At 60.8% G+C, this 16,456-nt stretch carries 16 protein-coding genes; 8 read left to right on the top strand and 8 right to left on the bottom strand.

Going from position 1 to position 16,456, the window contains the following annotated elements:
• Positions 1-12: 12 nt before the first annotated feature.
• Positions 13-954: a LysR substrate-binding domain-containing protein gene (locus QQF40_RS07985; protein ID WP_285460984.1), complete on the bottom strand. Its 942-nt coding sequence runs from the start codon at positions 952-954 to the stop codon at positions 13-15.
• Positions 955-1,085: 131 nt separating this feature from the next.
• Here QQF40_RS07985 and QQF40_RS07980 point away from each other — a divergent pair, with 131 nt between their 5' ends.
• The 4 genes from QQF40_RS07980 to QQF40_RS07965 all read left to right on the top strand — a co-directional run bounded on the left by QQF40_RS07980 (position 1,086) and on the right by QQF40_RS07965 (position 3,908).
• The gene (locus tag QQF40_RS07980) at positions 1,086-1,538 is read left to right on the top strand and encodes a DoxX family protein (protein ID WP_285460983.1); all 453 of its coding nucleotides are present in this window, start codon (positions 1,086-1,088) and stop codon (positions 1,536-1,538) included.
• Between the two features lie 61 nt (positions 1,539-1,599).
• Positions 1,600-2,325, top strand: coding sequence for a pirin family protein (locus QQF40_RS07975; RefSeq protein ID WP_285460982.1), 726 nt, complete (start codon positions 1,600-1,602; stop codon positions 2,323-2,325).
• 283 nt (positions 2,326-2,608) lie between these two features.
• Positions 2,609-3,049 (top strand): YkvA family protein, encoded by a 441-nt coding sequence (locus tag QQF40_RS07970; RefSeq protein WP_285460981.1) that lies wholly within the window; start codon positions 2,609-2,611, stop codon positions 3,047-3,049.
• A 175-nt stretch (positions 3,050-3,224) separates the two neighbouring features.
• Positions 3,225-3,908 carry a hypothetical protein gene (locus QQF40_RS07965; RefSeq protein WP_285460980.1) on the top strand — a complete coding sequence of 228 codons (684 nt, stop codon included), beginning with the start codon at positions 3,225-3,227 and terminating at the stop codon, positions 3,906-3,908.
• A gap of 212 nt (positions 3,909-4,120) precedes the next feature.
• On the opposite strand, the gene QQF40_RS07960 is transcribed toward QQF40_RS07965, so the two are convergent.
• The gene (locus QQF40_RS07960) at positions 4,121-5,083 is read right to left on the bottom strand and encodes a DMT family transporter (RefSeq protein ID WP_285460979.1); all 963 of its coding nucleotides are present in this window, start codon (positions 5,081-5,083) and stop codon (positions 4,121-4,123) included.
• Positions 5,084-5,771: 688 nt separating this feature from the next.
• Here QQF40_RS07960 and QQF40_RS07955 point away from each other — a divergent pair.
• The gene (locus QQF40_RS07955) at positions 5,772-7,466 is read left to right on the top strand and encodes an L-lactate permease (protein ID WP_285460978.1); all 1,695 of its coding nucleotides are present in this window, start codon (positions 5,772-5,774) and stop codon (positions 7,464-7,466) included.
• Positions 7,467-7,663: 197 nt separating this feature from the next.
• Positions 7,664-8,605, top strand: coding sequence for a 2OG-Fe(II) oxygenase family protein (locus tag QQF40_RS07950; RefSeq protein WP_285460977.1), 942 nt, complete (start codon positions 7,664-7,666; stop codon positions 8,603-8,605).
• Positions 8,606-8,699: 94 nt separating this feature from the next.
• Here QQF40_RS07950 and QQF40_RS07945 read toward each other — a convergent pair whose 3' ends face one another.
• The 5 genes from QQF40_RS07945 to QQF40_RS07925 all read right to left on the bottom strand — a co-directional run bounded on the left by QQF40_RS07945 (position 8,700) and on the right by QQF40_RS07925 (position 13,502).
• Positions 8,700-9,338 (bottom strand): DUF1294 domain-containing protein, encoded by a 639-nt coding sequence (locus QQF40_RS07945; RefSeq protein ID WP_285460976.1) that lies wholly within the window; start codon positions 9,336-9,338, stop codon positions 8,700-8,702.
• Positions 9,339-9,364: 26 nt separating this feature from the next.
• Positions 9,365-9,913, bottom strand: coding sequence for a DUF2628 domain-containing protein (locus QQF40_RS07940; protein ID WP_285460975.1), 549 nt, complete (start codon positions 9,911-9,913; stop codon positions 9,365-9,367).
• 203 nt (positions 9,914-10,116) lie between these two features.
• Complete coding sequence (locus QQF40_RS07935) at positions 10,117-12,288, bottom strand: 2Fe-2S iron-sulfur cluster-binding protein (protein ID WP_285460974.1); 2,172 nt, start codon at positions 12,286-12,288, stop codon at positions 10,117-10,119.
• A gap of 25 nt (positions 12,289-12,313) precedes the next feature.
• Entirely contained in the window at positions 12,314-12,955 is a 642-nt protein-coding gene (locus QQF40_RS07930) for a glutathione S-transferase family protein (protein WP_285460973.1), read from the bottom strand.
• Between the two features lie 70 nt (positions 12,956-13,025).
• Positions 13,026-13,502: a nuclear transport factor 2 family protein gene (locus tag QQF40_RS07925; RefSeq protein ID WP_285460972.1), complete on the bottom strand. Its 477-nt coding sequence runs from the start codon at positions 13,500-13,502 to the stop codon at positions 13,026-13,028.
• Positions 13,503-13,635: 133 nt separating this feature from the next.
• Between QQF40_RS07925 and QQF40_RS07920 the strand changes: the two genes are divergently transcribed.
• Positions 13,636-14,559, top strand: a complete 924-nt coding sequence (locus tag QQF40_RS07920; RefSeq protein ID WP_285460971.1) for a LysR substrate-binding domain-containing protein — start codon at positions 13,636-13,638, stop codon at positions 14,557-14,559.
• Positions 14,560-14,565: 6 nt separating this feature from the next.
• Here QQF40_RS07920 and QQF40_RS07915 read toward each other — a convergent pair whose 3' ends face one another.
• Positions 14,566-15,498, bottom strand: a complete 933-nt coding sequence (locus tag QQF40_RS07915; protein WP_285460970.1) for a LysR family transcriptional regulator — start codon at positions 15,496-15,498, stop codon at positions 14,566-14,568.
• A 129-nt stretch (positions 15,499-15,627) separates the two neighbouring features.
• On the opposite strand from QQF40_RS07915, the gene epsC reads away from it, so the two are divergent.
• Positions 15,628-16,449, top strand: coding sequence for a serine O-acetyltransferase EpsC (gene epsC / locus QQF40_RS07910; RefSeq protein WP_285460969.1), 822 nt, complete (start codon positions 15,628-15,630; stop codon positions 16,447-16,449).
• Positions 16,450-16,456 lie beyond the last annotated feature (7 nt).

Genomic DNA, 16,456 nt, shown 5'->3' with positions numbered 1-16,456 from the left:
CGTCTGTTCGTGTCAGTCTCCACGCAAGTCAGTCGTCGCCTCGCGCGGCAACAGTCCAAAGGTCTCGCCCATGCCGGGGGCGGCAAGGCGCTCGAGGAACCATTTGAGCGCCTTGCCCTGACGACCACTGCGCCAGGCGAGCGAGAGATCGATCGGCGCGCGCTGCGTCTCCAGTGAAAGCATGACCAGACTGCCTTCCTCCAGCTGGCGATGGATTCGATGGCGCGGCAGATAGCCGACCCCCAGCCCCTTGCGCTGAACCTCGATCTTCTGCGCCGTGGTCTTGACGATGATCTGGCTGCGGCCATCCAGCAAGCCGGAAGAATGACCGGGCAGGCTACGCGAACTGTCCGCCACGATCACGGTGGGATATTCCTGCAGCGCCTCGATGGCGATCGGCTGCGCCAGCCGGGTCAGCGGATGATCTGCCGCCACGGCGAAGACCGGTTCTATTGCGCCGAACCGCCGGCACGCAAGCCCCGACACCGGTGGCTCGCCGGGCGCGCCGATCACCAGATCACAGCGATTGTCATGCAGCGCATCCCAGGCACCCGCCATCACCTCCTCGCTCAACACCACCCGCGTGCGCGGCTGGATGGCCTGGAATTCCTCCAACAGCGGATAGAGCGCCTCCGGATCAAGAATGGTATCGACGCAGATACGAAGCTCGACCTCCCAGCCCACTCCCGCCTGACGCGCCAGCGCCGTCATCTCCTCGGTGGCCAGCAGAATGCGCCGCCCATGCGCCAGTACCAGATGGCCCGCATCGGTCAGCTCGGCCTTGCGGCGCGAGCGATCGAACAGCGGCACGCCCAGCTCCTCTTCCAACTTCTGGACCGAATAGGAAATCGCCGAGGGCACGCGATGCAGTGTCTCGGCGGCCGCAGCAAAACTGCCGCGGCGCTCGATGGCATCCAGCACGCGCAGAGCGTCGAGTGTGATGGGTGAGACCATAGTTCAAAAATCCTGATCATTGAGACCAGAATCCTCCGTTATTTTTTTGATAAGCCTCATTCTATAGTAGCCCCATCGATCAAACACACTGATCTTAAACATCTCATACCCCCTGATCAATGGAGCCACACATGTTCAAGTCTGCCCTCTCTCGCCTGATGACCACCGATTCCAGCCTCGCAAGCCTGGTGCTGCGAGTCCCGACCGGCATCATCTTCATGGCCCACGGTTCACAGAAACTGTTCGGCGCCTTCGGCGGCTACGGTCTGGAAGGCACGGGGCAGTGGATGGCCTCCATGGGCATCGAGCCCGGCTACCTGATGGCGCTGCTATCCGGTAGCGGCGAGTTCTTCGGCGGACTGGCGATCCTGATCGGCCTGCTGACGCGCCCGGCCGCTGCCGTGCTGGCCTTCACGATGCTGATCGCCATTCTGACCGTGCATATCGGCAATGGCCTGTTCATGAGCAACAACGGCTTCGAATACGCGTTGGCCCTGTTGACCATCGCGGCCAGCCTAATGATCACCGGCGGCGGCAAGCTGTCACTCGACCGTCTGCTGAGCCCGGCCAGGCACGATTCGTAAGCCCGCTGAAGGCTGGCTATTCATCACTCAATGCGCGCCCGCACAGTCTCAGGAGGTTGCCATGCTTACGTTACGCCCAGGCAATGAACGCGGCCATGCCAGGTTCGCCTGGCTGAAGAGCCGCCACAGTTTTTCCTTCGCCAGCTACTACGATCCGGCTCACATGGGCGTCTCCGTACTGCGCGTGATCAACGATGACCACGTGGCGCCGGGCGCGGGCTTCGATCCGCACTCGCACCGTGACATGGAAATCATCAGCTATGTGCTGTCGGGCAACATCGAGCACCGCGACAGCATGGGCTCACGGCATACCCTGGGGGTGGGAGAAGTCCAGCTGATGAGTGCCGGGACGGGCATCGAGCACAGTGAGTACAACGCCTCTTCGCACGAGCCACTGCGCTTTCTGCAGATCTGGATCACGCCACAGGCCAAGGGGTTGTCGCCGCGCTATCAGCAGCAGCCTTTCGCCGCCCGCGACGGCCTCACTCTGCTGATCGCACCATCGACGCAAGTCACGCCTGGGGTGCTGGCCATCAATCAGGATGCCCGAATGTATCGCATCGGTCTGCAGGGAGATGACGAGCAGCGCGCAGCACTGACGCTGCCGCTGGATGCAAAGCGGCGCTACTATCTGCACGTGATCGAAGGGACCACGCGTTTGAGCGGGGATGATGCGCAAAGTGTCTCGCTGGGAGCCGGCGACGCCGTGACGCTGGATCAGGCATCACGGCTCGCGCTGAGCGAAGCCCACCGGCTGCATGCCCTGCTGTTCGACCTGCCCGCCTGAGGCGAAGATCCTGATCTGTGCCTGATCGCCAAGAAAGACGCCGTCTCCTTGTCCAGTCGATACGGGTGAGGAGGCGGCGTCTTCCTCTGTCTGTCATTCCCAGCACGGAGCGATTCACAAAGCGCTCCACATAACGACACACGGAACGATTCCCGAAGTGACTCACGGAGCGATTCATTGAACGACGCAACCCGCACAAAGTCACATGGTAGAGTAAGGCCTGCAGCGCAGGATATGAGGCTGGCAGCCATTACCGACACCTTCAGATGACGGAGACAGCGCCATGACCAATGAGACCATCATCGCCGCCGAGCCGCCTGAGACACTCAGGCTGCCGGCACCGGATCAGGTAGCGCAGACGGGCGATGGCAGCCGCCCCCACCAGGAGGCCCTCGACGCCCATGCCGAGGACTACTCTGAGGCCGGCTTCTGGCGCAAGGTGAGCGGTGCCGCCAGAAAAGCCGGCAAGCGCGTGCTCAACCCCGCATTTCGCATGTATTTCGCCGCTCAGGACCCCGACACGCCTCTCTGGGCGCGCACCACCATCTATGGGGCGCTGGGCTATTTCATCTCGCCCATCGACGGGTTGCCGGACTTCACGCCGCTCCTTGGCTACACCGATGACCTGACGCTGATGGCAGGCGCCGTCGCCATCGTCGCCGCACATATCAAACCGGAACATTCCGCGCGCGCAGAGTCGACGCTCGAGCGCTGGTTCGATTGAGCTGGCACCTCTTGCGAGTCTTCACTCATACAAATGCAACAATATTCAACAAAAGTTAACAATAGTTGAAAGGCGTTGTTTGGCCCGTGTTTAGCCTTGTGACATGCGCATGTTACGGTGAGCGGCAACTTCGCCACGCCCGAGAATTCGTCATATGCCCGTCACTCGAATGCCCATGCCATTGATGAAACTCGCTACCGCGGGCATTGCCCTCATGGTGATGGCCGGCTGTGTGTCGCGCGCACAGATCGATGTCCCGAAGGTCACACCGGTGGAGGCGCAGGCCTACCAGCACAAGGTATTCTATTCCGACGTCTATTACAGCCAGCCACAAGCCAACCTGTTTTCCGGCGCAGCCCAACAGTCCATGCAACCACTGGGCAACATCAAGCTGTCGCGCATCTGTTCACCGGCGATGACCCACTTCAATCAATTGCTGCGTGAGCAATTGCCCGCGTCTTCGCGCATCACCCATGATGCACGTGCCAGCGACTACCGCCTACAGGTGGAAATCCAGGCCCATGAGAAGCGCGGCCCTGTCTATCTTGATTACCTGATTGCCCAGAACCTGACCAAGAATCTGCTGACCTTCGGTGTCGCCAACGAGGATTTCGATATCATTGCCGATTTCGATGTCCAGTATCGTCTGTACGACAAGAACGAGCAGTTGCTGTTCAGCAAGGATTACGCCGTTCAGGACTCCGTGCCGCACCAGGCGGGCAACTTCGACTTTGGAGATCTCATCTTCCTGCCGGCCCAGAACATGATGAAGAAGTACCTGCTGTTGACGATGAATGACTTCTTCGTCAACGCCAGTCGCCCGAGCCCTGAACTTGCCGCCGTACTCACCGATAGCTGACAACGAGGCAGATCAAGCACGCACTGGCAACATTCGACTTCATGCACACCACGACACGACAACGCCTCGCCAGCCATGCTGACGAGGCGTTGTCGTGTTTCAGGCACCTTCATCTCTTCGCTAATGCCATCGCGACTCGCGCATCCTGTACCTCATGGTATTCATCACGTTCGCGAGCAGAATGAAGACATCAGTTCGGGGCTCACAAGACATCATTTACCTGACTGTTCCGTTTGAGTCGGCTGCATTTCATTCGGCATGGCCTTGCGCAGCCCGAGCGGCATGCGCAGCAACACATCCGGGCGATTCTGCGCCAGGCTCAGCACCGTGATCGCGATCAGAATGAGCGCCATGCCACCTGCCTGCATGGCACTCAGGCCCTGCCCCAGAATCAACAGACCGTAAAGAGTGGCAGTGATCGGCTCGATCATGGCGACGATAGAGGCAACCGACGGCAAGCTATGGCGCAGCCCGGCAATATAGCAATAGAAGGACAGGCCACCGCCTACCAGTCCGAACAGAATGAAGACCCACCATTCATCGGCGAAGGGCACCGCAATTGCCTGCCCCATGTCCGTGAATGGCATCATGATCAAGGTGCTCAAGCCCAGCGCGATGGCCAGGATGCCCGGCACACTGCCATGCCGCGAAGCGGACTTGAAGGCAAAGATGAACACGGCATAAGACACGCCCGCCAACAAACCAGAGGCGATGCCCAGGGGGGTGACGGACGCGGAGCCGGATTGCAGCACACCTGTTAGCAATACGATGCCGATCATCACCACCACGATCGACCCCAACTTGACCGGCGTCGGTTTCTCGACCCGCGCCAGGAAAGAGGCGATGTAGACAAAGATGGGCGCGCTGTACATCAGCGTGGCAGCCACTGCGACACTGCTTTCATTGACGCTCTTGAAATAGAACATGAAGTTGCCGGCGACCCCCAGCCCCGCCAGCAGTGACCACCCCAACAGACCACGCGTGGAGTCGGCGGGGCGCTTGTGATAACCCAGCAGAACCATCCAGCCCAGCATGCAGATGAACCCCACCATGGCGCGCCAGAACGAAATGACTTCGGCCTGCCAGCCCCACGACATCAACTGACTTCCCAGCCCACCGGTGATCCCCCACTGGAGGGCTGCCAGAATGACCAATAACGTGCCCCATTGTGCCATGCGCTTTCCATAGACGTGATTGATTGAGGAAAACAACGTAACAAGACACGCCCGGAGCCTGTAAATATACACAGCCGGCTTATTTGTACTTTCTTTTATTTAAATGGTATCCAATTGTTATGCTCAATCAGCCAACGAAAGATAAACTTGAAACCTGATGTCAATGCATGACAGACATGATTACGACGAGTGGCTTGCCACTTAATCGAGCGCGAATTGTTGGATAATCCAGAGATATGGCCTTGCTTGTACAGGTCTCCATTTCGCCCATCATCTTGAGACAATGACCTCACCATGAAGCTGGGATTCACGCCAGCCAGCAAGGCGTAAGCCCACTCTCCTGGCGCGAAAGACAACGCTCCCGACCAGCCTCGTGTATGCCATCCTTCCTGTCACGCTCAGAAAGAAGACACCTTTCACCCGGTCAATTGCTGCCTTTTAGTCTAATAAACTGACCTGCTGCGCGTGATGAGTGGGCTGCCACACCTCACAGAGGCATTGACTATCAATGAGTTGGCGAAAATAAACCCCAGGGCCATCACTAGTAATACCAGATGACCTCAAGTAGCAGAAACAAATGGACTCTCTTACCTTGAGCTAGCGTCAGGTGCGACATAACAACGCACCCACCCAACAACAAAGACTTCCAAAACGACGTTCGCCACGCAACATAGGGAGAGTGCTGCACATGAATCAGTCGCTATTGGCACTATTGGCCTTTGTGCCATTGCTACTCGCCGGGGTGCTGTTGATCGGCTTTCGCATGGCCGCCCGCCTCGCCATGCCCATCGTCTTCGTGGTCACTGCACTGATCGCCCTGCTGGCCTGGGACATGACCTTCACTCGTGTACTGGCCTCGTCCCTGCAGGGGCTGATACTGACGGTCGCGATCCTGTGGATCATCTTCGGCGCCCTGCTGCTGCTCAATACCCTCAAGCATTCCGGCGGCATTGCCGCGATACGCAACGGTTTCTCCGGCATCAGCCCGGACCGCCGCGTGCAGGCCATCATCGTCGCCTGGCTGTTCGGCTGCTTCATCGAAGGCGCCTCCGGCTTCGGCACCCCTGCCGCCGTCGCTGCTCCCTTGATGGTGGCACTGGGCTTCCCGGCCCTGGCGGCGGTCGTGGTGGGCATGATGGTGCAATCGACACCGGTCTCCTTCGGCGCGGTCGGCACGCCGATCGTGGTCGGGGTCTCCGGTGGCCTCGACAAAGCCGGTGTCAGCGAGACACTGGCCGCGAATGGCTCGAGCTGGGACGCCTATTTCCAGCTGGTGACGTCTGAAGTCGCCATCACCCACGGCATCATCGGGATCTGCATGCCGTTGATCATGGTCGCGGTGATGGTGCGCTTCTTCGGCGCCAATCGCTCCTGGCGTGAAGGATTGGAAGTCGCCCCCTTCGCACTGTTTGCCGGCGTCTGCTTCGTGGTGCCTTACGTACTGGCCGGCATATTGCTGGGGCCGGAGTTCCCGTCGATGATCGGCGCCATGGTGGGGCTCGCCATCGTGGTACCCGCGGCGCGCAAGGGCTTTCTGCTGCCCAGCAGAACCTGGGACTTCCCGAACGCTGACAGCTGGCCGGCGGAGTGGATCGGCAAGCTGGACATGACGCTTGAGCCCGTCGAGGGCCGCAAGCCACTCTCGGTCGGCATGGGGTGGCTGCCGTATGTGCTGCTCGCGGTGCTGCTGGTGATGTCGCGCGTCATCGCACCGATCAAGGAGGCGCTGACCTCATGGAGCTTCGGCTGGAGCGGCATTCTCGGGGAGGGTGACATCTCCGGCAGTCTGCAGCCCCTGTACCTGCCCGGCGGTATCCTGGTGGTCGTGGTACTCCTCACCATCGTGTTGCACCGCATGCGCATGCGGGATGTCAGTGCTGCCGTCAGCGAATCCAGCCGCACCATCCTCGGCGCAGGCTTCGTGCTGCTGTTCACGATTCCGATGGTGCGCATCCTGATCAACTCCGGCGTCAACGAGGCGGATCTGGTGTCGATGCCGGTGGCGATGGCGCAGTTCATCGCCGATAGCGTAGGTGATATCTACCCACTGTTCGCGCCGAGTGTCGGTGCCCTCGGGGCCTTCATCGCCGGCTCCAACACCGTCTCCAACCTGATGCTGGCCGATTTCCAGTTCAACGTCGCCCAGGCCCTGGGCATCTCCAGCGCCATGATGGTCGCCCTCCAGGCGGTTGGCGCGGCTGCCGGCAACATGATCGCCATCCACAACGTGGTGGCTGTCTCGGCCACCGTCGGCCTTCTGGGTCGCGAAGGCGTCACGCTCCGCAAGACGATCCTCCCGACGCTCTACTACGTGATCTTCGCGGGCATCATCGGCATGATCGCCTTTTATGGTCTGGGCGTGATTGACGGCTTGATGAGCTGACAACTCGCCTCGCTTCACTCTGGCAGACGACAGCAGGCCCGCATTGTGTGCGGGCCTGCTGTTGTGTGGAGATTATCAATAGAATATTGAATGTGTTTACTCCAGTGGCCTGTTTATCAACAAGTCACGGCGCAATAAATTGCTCAACATCGCCGAAACGGCAGCCTTATGTCGCAGGTTTCTGGAGCAGACACCCCATGACTCATTCTGTATTGCACCCTATCCGACTACAGCAGACCCGGCTACAGCAGGCCCGCGAGCTCGAACTGCCTTCCCGCGAAGCCATGCTGCGGCGCGCCCCCTCCGTCCAGCAATTCTGGGACAGCCATCGTCAGCTGCTGAGTGACGCCTGGCGTGAATGGGAAGCCGTCGAGCAGGACGACCTCGCCATCCTCGACAGTGGATTGATCGACGAGGCGCTGCGCACTGCCGTCAAGCAGGCGTGGGAAAATCCCGAGCGCGAGACGGACGTCAAGGCGCTGATGACAGAAGTCGCCACTGACGTCTATCAATTCCAGCTCTTCGATGTCGGGCGCATCGCTGACCTGCGCAACCTGCTGGAACAGGCATGGGACGCCGGCATTCCGCTGCGCCCGCCCTACGGCATCGTGCTCAACCGGCGCGGCGCCATGCTCGACCGTCGCTCAGAAGGTTATCTGGCGGCACCGACTTTCCAGGCGTTCTATCAGCAACTGCTGGACACCTACATGCGCCCGATCTCGCGGCTGCTGTTCCCGGAAATCATCGGCTACGACAGCCAGTCCTTCGGCTTCTCGATCCATTATCAGCCCACCACGGACGCGTCGATTCGGCCGCATACCGACGCCTCGTCCGTGACCCTCAACATCAACATGAACCTGCCCGACGAGACCTTCGGGGGCTCTGAACTGGACGTCCTGGACGCGGCGAGCGGAGACGCAGTGCGCTTCGCGTTCACACCCGGCTCGGCCATGCTGCATCGCGGTAATGTGCCGCATGCCGCGCAGCCGATCACCAGCGGCCAGCGCTCCAACCTGGTGCTGTGGCTGTATGGTGAGCGAGGCCAGATACCGCCACAGGGCGCCCAGCGTCGAGCGATACCTGCCAGGGAGCGTTGGGTCGCCTCGAGCGCCGAACAGGATGATTACGCACCGTTCTGATGGCAGACACCATGGAGCAGCAACGACAAAGGGGGCCTGGTTCAGGCCCCCTTTGTCATTGTCATGCGCGCGATGACGCCGCTCGATCATCCGCTCATGACCACCGGATCATGGCCTCTCCCGCCATGACAGGGAAACCGAGCAGGTCTCGAAGGGTCGCGGCGTCCGGCGAGAGCATCAGCCAGCTCACGGCCGCGATGTTGATCAATACTACACACCAGAACGCGACCCGGTAGCTGGTCTTGCGCGTCTTGTGGCGCAGGCTCTGCTGGGCGATCAGCGCGCCGGGCCAGCCACACAGCAGCTCCATGAAGTGCAAGGTATCCTCGCGAACCCTCTGTTCACTCTCGGCAGCAGCCAGTTTATCGACCCGATACGCCATGTACGCCACCAGACTCATGCCCAGATACGCTGCAGGCAACATCCATGGCAGACGCTCCTGCCACCATCCTGCACCGAGCACGACCGCAACGGCCAACGCCACCAACCATGCAAGCCCCACCCCGATTGAAGTGCTGGAAGCCCCGGCCCCATGGGTGCGAAAGCGGACGGCACGTGGGCGATTGTTGTCATCCATGCCCAACTGATAATGCACCTGCGCACTGGCCTTGGGCCTTCCACGCCCCTTATAGGCACTGATGTGGGCAAAGACATCCTTGCCACCCGACGCCGGGGTAATGAAACCGAAGCCCTTGTCATCGTTCCAGCGCGTCAATCGTCCTTGAAGGTTCATCGTCTGTTCTCTTTCTTGGCATGCCCTTAGCCGATGAAGGTGCCCGTGGCGTTGCCGCCGCCCTTGCCACCGGAGCCACCATCGCCCTTGTCGTCGTCATCTCTTTCATCTTTTTCAACTCTGTCACCCCTGCCATCCTTGCGCTCACGCTGATCGCCCCAAGGATCCTGATCCTGTGAGTGAGCGCCGCCTTGCTCATGGTGGCGGGTATCGTCAGCAGAGGCCTTATGCGAATTGGCATGCACAGCCAGCGCATCATCGGGATTGCGCGCCGAGACCTGTGCCTGCTCTTGATAGCCCTGGGTTTCCAGCAGGCTCGCGTACCACTGGTTGCCCTTGAAGCTGATGGTCAGGTTCAAGCCCAGGAACAGGACGTTGGAAATCAGCTGCCCTTCCATCGTCGCCGGGATGAAGACCGAGCTGAGCACGATGAAGCCGAAGAGGCTGCCCGCCAGCAACCACATGCGCTTGTAGAGCGCCCAGAACATGCCGAAGAAGAACGCCGGCCAGGACCAGCCGATCTTGACGGCACGCGTGCCATGCTGGGGATGGGTAAGAATACGAAATGAAGCCATCAAAGAGATCCTTGTCTATGACGCCGAGCCAGCCGTGAGCCGTCAGGGGCGCGGAACAAATGACATGCATCATCCACTATACCGCTGCCCACCTATCAGGACCATGAACCTCGCTGACGCTATCTCACTGATTTCCATAAGGCTTGTCGCCCTGCATGAGACACTGTCATCACGAGTCGCAACAGGGGGCACGCACGCCTTGCTCAAAGCGTCTGGATGACCAGTGGCGCCTCTCCCGCCGGATAGGCACAGCACATCAACACCTGACCCTGAGCTACGCCGGCCTGTGGCGGCTCGGGATACTTGATCTCCCCCTCGATGAGTCGCAATGCGCAGCTGCCACAGCGCCCGGAACGACAACTGGACAGGGTATTCACGCCTGACTGCTCGGCCAGCTCAAGCAGACTGCCCTGTTCGGGAGTCCACTGTCGTGTTATGCCTGCAGCGCTGGCCGCGGACTGGCCAGCTGCCACGCGCGGCGTGAAGGTGACTTGGGTACGTTCCGGCAAGCTCGCCTGGAAGTCTGCCGATTGCGCAACCGCGAGGGTATCTCTCTGCTCCAGCGAGCCAAGGCCGAAGAATTCATGATGCAGTCGCTCGCGCGGTAACCCCAGCGCCATCAGGGCGGCGTATTGCGCGCGCATGAAGCCCTCCGAACCACACAGATAGACATGGCTTGAGGCAAGGCCCGGCAGGCTACCCGCCAGACTCACCAGCTCCAGCCTGCCCTCTGACTGATGCCGCCCGGCCACGAGATCCGCCTCACTCGGGCGCGACAAGGCAATATGTACATGCAACCACGCATGGCCGCGCGCCCAGACGTTCAGCACCTCAGCAAATGCCAGCTCTCCCCCATCACGTGCGGCGTGCAGGAAGAACACCTCACCATGCGGTGGATGGCCTGCTTCTGCCTGCTGAACCAAGGTGTCCAACATGGCGATCATCGGCGTGATTCCGACACCCGATGACAACAGCACGATAGGCGCGGGCGAGTCCTGCAACACGAAATTCCCCGCCGGTGGCGCAGCCTCCAGCACATCGCCCACCGCGATTTCATCATGCAGAAGTCGTGAGGCGAGCCCCTTCGGGTCACGGCGTACCGAGATGCGGTAGGCACCATGCCCCGCCCGCCAGGCCTGAGAAATGCTGTAGCTACGCATCACCGGTATCTCGCCGCAGGTCAAGAGCTTGTCTGGCGTTGAGGCCAGACGCAGGGTCAGAAACTGACCGGCTTGATAGGCGTCGATTTCCGCCGGTTCGTGCTCCGGCCCTGCTTCCGGCCACGGTGCCAGATAGAAGGAGGTGATCACCTCGCTTTCGCGCACCTTGTCGATGACTCGCAGCCGGCGCAGGGATAAGGGCGACTCGTCAGCGGCCGGCCAGTCACCGGTCTGTTCAAGCGCGGGCGAGCGCTCGATCAGTCGTCCCTGAGCCGGCAGGACATGTGCGACGTGCAATATCTGCTCCGGCACCACATCCACGATGCGCTCGGCGCCCTCGACCAGCGCTGCCCGCTGAGGATTCCAGTCGATCCGGGCATGGCCTTTGAAGATCAAGGCCTCTCCGGTGATGAAGTCCGGTATCAACAGACTGACCCGCGAATCCAGCTCGATATTGCCCAAGGTATTGAAGAAGCGATTGCCGGCAAAATCAGGAAACGACAGGCTGCCATCGGCATTCAGGTGCAGAAAGCCTGGTCTGCCGCCACGATGCGAGACATCCACGCCGTTGGGAGCAGCCTCATCCAGCTCACCTGCGCGGGTCGCGATGAAGAAGGTGTCCGCCTGGGCCAGCAGGGCGCGCACCTCTTCATCGTTCCATGTCGCCTCGTCGTTGAGTGCCGCCTCAGCGTCGAGTGACACCTCACGACTGACCGGCGCTTTCGCCTGCTCGCCAGCCCAGTCGACCTCACGTTGCTGGATGTATTGTGGACAGTTGCCGAAGCTCTGATCGACTCCTATCCGCAGTCCAGCAGGCGCCATGTCCGCCACCGCGTCAGGGGCAAGCAGAGTGCCATTCATACGATTGCGCCGCCGACTGGCCAGATCCAGACCCAGCACGCCGATCCTGGTACCGGGAGTGAACTCCAGCCCCAGCAATTGCCCCAGCGCCGGTCTTGCATGCACCTTCAGCTCACCGGGCGTGGCATCACAAAGCTGGCCAGGGGCGGCAAAGCTCACCACTGCCCATGGCCAGCCCTGCGTGTCCGGCACGCCCATGAACAGCACCGGCAAACTCTCGAAGAACGCGACATGCTGCTCTGGCATCTGGTCGCGCACATAAGGGGCCACCTGGTCGACATAACTCTCGGACACTCCTGCACGCGCCTGAACGCGTCGTTCCCCCGCATGAAATACCTGGCAATGCTCACTCATGATGACACCTTACGGTCGTGGTGATTCAGGCCAGAATCGGGCTCGGCGCCATGCCCACGAAGTCAGGCAACGCCTCGACACGCGCAAGCCAGGCGCGAATATTGGGATAAGGCGAGAGGCTGACGCCGCCTTCCGGCGCGTGAGCGATGTAGCTGTAGCCTGCGATGTCCGCCAGCGTGATGTGATCGCCTGCCAGATATTGCTGCTGCTCCAGATGAAGCTCCATGACACTGAACAGGGCATGGGCACGAGCGATGGTCTGCTCATGATCGAAGGGAGCACCAAATACGGTGACCAGACGTGCGGCACAGGGGCCCGAGGCGATTTCGCCAGCCGCCACCGACAGCCAGCGCTGCACCTCGGCCGCCGCCAGCGCATCGCTGGGCATGAAACGGCACTCGGCATCATAGCGGTGGGTCAAGTAGACGAGTATGGCGTTGGAGTCACTCAGGAAGACACCATTGTCTTCGATGGCCGGCACCTGCCCGAATGGGCTGATCTTGAGAAATTCGGCCGCCTTGTGCGCGCCATTGGCCATGTCGAGATCCACCGTCTCATAGGGAATATCCAGCAATGCCAACATCAGCTCGACACGGTGACAGTGACCGGATTTGGGATTACGAAAAAGACGAACGGGTGCGGCAGTGGAAGAGAAGCGTGAGTTCATGATTCACCTGCAATGTGAGGAGAATGAAAAGAGAGAAACGATGGTGTGAAAGACACCGGGTGTTGAGGACTCAGAATCCGAAATCGCTCAGCCCCGGGTGGTCATCGGGACGACGCCCGAGCGGCCAATGGAACTGTCGTTCGCTTTCGGCAATCGGATGTTCATTGATGCTGGCGTGGCGGTGGGTCATCAGGCCTTGTGCATCGAACTGCCAGTTTTCATTGCCGTAGGCGCGGAACCACTGGCCGCTGTCGTTGCGGTACTCGTAGGCAAAACGCACGGCAATGCGGGCATCTGCCGTCGCCCACAGTTCCTTGATCAGGCGATAGTCGAGTTCGCTTGCCCACTTGCGGGTCAGAAAGGCCACGACTTCATCACGGCCGGTCACGAATTCGCAGCGATTGCGCCAGCGGGTGTCTGGGGAATACGCCAGCGCTACCTTCTCGGGGTCACGGCTGTTCCAGCCATCTTCGGCAAGACGCACCTTGTGTGCCGCAGTGTCTGTCGTGAACGGTGGCAAGGGATGGCGTGGGAGATTGGCTGACATGAAAGAGTCTCCAGCGGTTGGGGTGATCAAACACAACCCCACACTACTCTCCTCATCTGGCTGCTAGAATCCTCAGCAGACACAATTGATCATTCCAGATAATGACAACAATCGACGCCAATAGGAGCCACAGATGGACCGATTGCAGACACTGGAGGTCTTCGTGGCCGTGGCGGACGCCGAAAGCTTTGCGGCAGGCAGCCGCGCGCTGGGCATGAGCGCTCCCTCGGTGACACGCGGCATCAATGCCCTGGAAGCCCGCCTGGGTGCGCGCCTGTTCACACGCACCACACGTCGCGTACGCCTGACCGAGATCGGTGAGCGATATCTGGAGGATGCACGGCGCATCCTGGCGGAGCTTCAAGCAGCGGAGGATGGTGTCAGCGGCGCCGCGACACGCCCTACTGGCGTATTGCGCATCACCTGCCCCACCGAGTTCGGTCGCATTCACGTGATGCCGCTGCTGATGGAGTATCTGGAGCACTATCCCGAGATGCGCGCCGAAGTGGTGATGGTGGACCGCGTGGTCAACATGATCGAGGAAGGTTTCGATATCGCCGTGCGCATCGGCTCACTGCCCTCTTCGGGGCTCTCGGCACTTCGTGTGGGTAGTGTGCGACGAGTCGTATGCGGCTCACCGGCCTATTTCGCCCGTGAAGGCATTCCCACCTCATTGGAGGCGCTGACCACACAGCGCGTCATTGCTTCAAGCACACTGAACAACGGAAGGGAGTGGCGTTTCGGTCAGGAGATGGAGCAACAGGCAAGGGTAAGCCCACAGCTAACGATGAGCAGCATTGCCGCCTGCATCGAAGCTGCGCGTGCTGGTTGGGGGATTACCCGTGTGCTGTCCTATCAGGTCGGCGATGACCTCGCAGCGGGACGTCTGCAGGTCGTACTGGAAGAGCTCGAGCCACCACCGTTGCCGATTCATTTGTTGCATAGCGAGGGGCGCGGCGCAGTGGCCAAGGTACGTACCTTTCTGGATTTCGCCGCCGAGCGCCTGCGCGCCAATCCCGTACTGAATCCCTCACCGTCAGCGCGATTGACCGACTGACCCTGCCTATGGCGGGTTGAAGGCCGCCATGTCCTGTTGCAGCAGGCCCAACAGGCGGTTGGCGCCCCCGCTCAATTGCCTTCCCAGTCGGCTAATCAACTGCACATGGGGTGTGACGAACTGGGCTTTCTGCAACGGAATGCGGCACAGCCGTCCGGCATCGACCTCCTCGGTGACCACGAATTCCGGCAGCAATGTCACTCCGCCATGCAAGGCGAACTGCTTGAGCATGGCAATGGCATTGCAGGTCAAGGTCGGGCTCAGCATCACGCCCGCCTGATGCTCCGCCAATGTCACCAGTTGGCGAATGCCGAAAGACACCTCCGGCAGTGCCAGAGAGTGACTGGATAGCTCTCCAAGCGCCAAGGGCTCACGCGTTTCACCCGAGCCCGCCGCACACTGCTGCGCCAGCGGATGCGCTGGATTGACCACTGCGCACACCGGTTGCGGTCGCGAGACATGTGTGCGGATCTTGGGGTCACCCGCTGGGTGAAACACCAGCCCAAGATGCGCTTCATCCTCGACGACCTGACGGATCACCTCATTGGTTCCGCACAGATTCACCTTGAGCTCGATGCCCGGATAGCGCGCGGAAAACCGGCTCAATGGCCCTGCCAGCCCCTCGATGAATCCCTCGCCGATTGCCAACACCAGCGAGCCACTCTGCAGCCCTTTCAATGACTGCAATGACTCGAGTAGCACTTCCTGCTGGGCCAGGCGCTGTCGATAGTATTCGAGCACCCGTTCCCCGGCCTCCGTCGGCTTCACCCCACGCCTGTGCCGCTCCAGCAGCGGCATGCCCAGCTCATGTTCCAGCTGGGTGATCTGTCGACTGACCGCGGAGGGCGCCACATTCAGATAATCGGCCGCCGCACGCACGCTACCGAGTCTTGCCGCCTCATGGAGATGCCCGATCCGCCGCTCCTGCACCTGACTCATGACACCCCCAGCATTGCCTTCAAAGCAACATTAAAGTGAATTCTGGATTATTGCTGGAACACAGAAGCGCTGTCCATACTCGGGTCATTGGCTGGCAACCGCCATCGGCTCAAGCGCGATGACACATGCATGGCGAACATTGAGCGACCACTAGAGGCGCAGGCGATGGACACTCTCTGGCAGCAACTACGCGAGCAGGCGCTGACACTCAGCGAGCGCAACCCGATTCTCAAGGCCCATCTCGAGCAGCGTGTCTTGCGTCACGCCTCCTTTCACGAGGCACTGGCCAGCCATCTCGCCCTGCAACTGCAGCCGCAAGCCGGTGAGGTCGACTTGTCACGATGGTTCACGACACTCATCGAGGCGACACCCGGCATCTGCGCAGGCGCGACTGCCGACATCACCCGCGTCGTTACCCTCAATCCTGCCTGCCCGAACCACCTGTCAGCCTTTCTCACCTTTCGTGGTATCCAGGCCGTGCAGGCCCATCGCATCGCGCACAGCCTGTGGTCACATGGCGACGCCACCAGTGCGGTGCTGCTGCAGAACTGGGCCGCCAATTGCTGGGCGATCGATATCCATCCGGCAGCCCGCCTGGGCAAGGGACTTTTCGTCGATCATGGCATCGGGCTGGTGATCGGCGAGACCGCCATCGTCGAGGATGAGGTCAGTCTGTGGCATGGCGTCACACTGGGCAGCACGCTCGGCGAGGCGGGAGTGCGCCATCCTCACGTTCGCCGTGGGGCGCTGGTCTGCGCCGGAGCCACCGTACTGGGCAATATCGAGGTCGGCGAGAACGCCATCGTGGCCGCCAATGCCGTGGTGCTGAAGCCTGTCACCGCCGGCAGCGTCGTGGCGGGTACACCGGCTCGAGTCGTCGGACAGGCACCCAGCTCGCTCGCCACGATAAGCCATTCACCAGACATGACCCAGCCTGAAGCCCGCCAATGACACCAAT

It is taken from the genome of Cobetia sp. LC6 (genome assembly GCF_030264805.1).
Lineage (GTDB): Bacteria > Pseudomonadota > Gammaproteobacteria > Pseudomonadales > Halomonadaceae > Cobetia.
This window is presented reverse-complemented; position numbering and strand designations above follow the sequence as displayed.